The 2,742-nt window shown below is 63.3% G+C and carries 1 protein-coding gene and 1 pseudogene; both read left to right on the top strand.

Features of this window, described 5'->3' with window-relative positions; genetic code table 11:
- Positions 1-520: 520 nt before the first annotated feature.
- Positions 521-2,260 carry a 2-isopropylmalate synthase gene (leuA, locus tag EOA28_RS31725; protein WP_127252490.1) on the top strand — a complete coding sequence of 580 codons (1,740 nt, stop codon included), beginning with the start codon at positions 521-523 and terminating at the stop codon, positions 2,258-2,260.
- Positions 2,261-2,455: 195 nt separating this feature from the next.
- Positions 2,456-2,742 (top strand): annotated as a pseudogene (locus EOA28_RS31720) (hypothetical protein); the annotation flags it as partial.

Raw genomic sequence — 2,742 nt, 5'->3', positions numbered from 1 at the left:
GCCGAGCACGGTCGCGCCGGCCTTCTTCAGGCGGTCGCAGAAATCGGCGCCGTTGGCCGGGAAATGCGGCGAGAAGAACACGAAATTCATGGGCGACCCCTCCCCGGAGCTTCGCTTGGCAGCCAAGCCTTCGGAACCAAGTCTGGCCCATTTACAAGGCGCGGGGAAGACATCTCCGCCCGCGACGAGACCAGGCTCGGCGCATTCGCCCCTGCGCACGCTTGCCTCCGGCGGGCCGCTCCTGTAAGAGAGCCGCCATGACCACGCGCGTCCGCTCCGTCGCTTCTTCTCGCCCCGGCTTTGCCGGCGAGACCGCGCGCGCGCTCGCTTCCACCCTGCTTCTTCTCGGCCTTATCGGCGATCGCCGGGTTCGCTGAAGGAGCGCCCGGCGGTCGATACCCGCCGCCTCAGGCGCATGCTCCTTGGCAAAGTCATAATCAAGCGAATGCAATTCTGGTAGAGGCGACGCTCGCCATCAATCCGCCCAAGGCGAACATGCGAGCCGCCCGGAGAAGAGACGATGAACGCACGAGAAGAAATCCGCGCCGACGAGGCTGAAGCCGGGAAGCGCGCGGCCGGCCACATGCCGGATGCAGCCCGCAAGTACCAGTCTTACCCCACTGTCGGCCTGACCGATCGCACCTGGCCGAACAAGGTGATCGACAAGGCGCCGATCTGGTGCTCGGTCGACCTGCGCGATGGTAACCAGGCGCTGATCGACCCGATGGGTCATGAGCGCAAGGCGCGCATGTTCGCGCTGCTGCTCGACATGGGCTTCAAGGAAATCGAGATCGGCTTCCCCTCGGCCTCGCAGACCGATTTCGACTTCGCGCGCTGGTGCATCGAGGAAGGCGGCGTGCCGCGCGATGTATCGCTCCAGGTGCTGGTGCAGTGCCGGCCAGAACTGATCACACGGACCTTCGAGGCGCTCAAGGGCGCGCACCGCCCGATCGTGCATTTCTACAATTCGACCAGCGAATTGCAGCGCCGCGTCGTCTTCGAAAAGGACGTCGCCGGCATCAAGCGCATCGCCACCGACGCCGCCAGGATGATCACCGACATGGCGGCCAAGGCCGGCGGCGGCTACCGCTTCGAATATTCGCCGGAAAGCTTCACCGGCACCGAACTCGACGTCGCGCTGGAGATCTGCAACGCCGTCACGGAGATCGTGAAGCCGACGGCCGACAACAAGCTGATCATCAACCTGCCCTCGACGGTCGAGATGTCGACGCCCAACGTCTATGCCGACCGCATCGAATGGATGTGCCGCAATCTCGACAACCGCGAGAACCTGATCATCTCGCTGCATCCGCACAACGACCGCGGCACAGGCGTCGCCACCACCGAGCTTGGCCTGATGGCCGGGGCCGACCGCGTCGAAGGCACGCTGTTCGGCAATGGCGAGCGCACCGGCAATGTCGATATCGTGACGCTGGCGCTCAACATGTTCACCCAGGGCGTCGATCCGGAGCTCGACTGCTCCGACATCAACCGGATGAAGGATGTCTACGAATATTCGAACCAGCTGAAGATCCCGGAGCGCCATCCTTATGTCGGCGAACTGGTCTACACGGCTTTCTCGGGCTCGCATCAGGACGCCATCAACAAGGGCATGAAGGCGCTGAAGAAGGCCAACACTCCGATCTGGGAAGTTCCTTATCTGCCGATCGATCCGGCCGATGTCGGCCGCACCTATGAGGCGATCATCCGCATCAACTCGCAATCGGGCAAAGGCGGCATCGCCTATGTGCTGCAGGCGGATTACGGCCTCAATCTGCCGCGCAATCTGCAGATCGAGTTCAGCCAGGCGATCCAGGCGATCACCGACGCGGAAGGCAAGGAAGTGCCGGCCAAGCGCATCCATGAACGCTTCCTCGAAACCTATATCGACCAGCCCGGCGCGCGGCTGAAGTTCCTCGACCACCGCACCTTCCCCGATACCGAGGTGAAGGGCCGGCGCATCGTGGAGGCGGATATAATCGACAATGGCAAGGAAGTGACGATAACCGGCTCGGGCACCGGCCCGATCGACGGCTTTGTCGATGCGCTATCGCGCCATGTCGGCGTCGACATGTCGGTGCTCGACTATTCCGAACATTCCTTGCAGCGCGGCTCCAACGCCTCGGCCATCTCCTATGTCGAGATGGAATATCCGGGCGGCAAGCTGTTCGGCGCCGGCATCAACACCAACATCGTCGCCGCCTCGCTGGAGGCCGTCGTTTCGGCCGCCAACCGCATCATCGGTGGTAAGGCCGGCTGACCAGTCAGGCTCCCGAACACGGCGCGTCCGCAAGGCGCGCCGTGTTGCAAGCAGACGCAACTTCCTTGTCGTTCGTTAACCGGCGGGGGAATTTCCGGTGGCTTACGCGATCACATAACAGAAGCATCCTTGTGCGCCGGCGCGAGCGCTATATTATCGCGCCCTAACCTGTGCCGAGTTCGGAAGGATCGACACTTGGAGCATGCCCCGCCTGCCGCCCCCGCAGTGCGCGAGACATTGGAGCGACTGCTTGCCAGCGAGACGTTCGGACGATCCGAGCGTGCCCGCAGGCTTTTACGCTACCTGGTAGAGCGCGAGCAGGCTGGCGAGGCGGACAGGCTGAAGGGCGTTTCCATCGCCATGGACGTCTTCGGCAAGGACGGCGATTTCGACGCCTCCACCGACGCCGTGGTCAGGGTTCAGGCCGGTCGCCTACGCGAGCTCCTGGATCAGTACTTTGCCAATGAAGGCATCGCCGAACC

The organism is Mesorhizobium sp. M2A.F.Ca.ET.067.02.1.1 (genome assembly GCF_004023285.1).
Taxonomy (GTDB): domain Bacteria; phylum Pseudomonadota; class Alphaproteobacteria; order Rhizobiales; family Rhizobiaceae; genus Mesorhizobium.
The sequence above is the reverse complement of the archived record's forward strand: the minus strand, read 5'-3'. Positions and strand labels throughout refer to the sequence as shown.

What these genes read in the sequence shown, in the direction of transcription:
- leuA (WP_127252490.1), top strand. Translation starts at nt 521, where the DNA reads ATGAACGCACGAGAAGAAATCCGCGCCGACGAGGCTGAAGCCGGGAAG.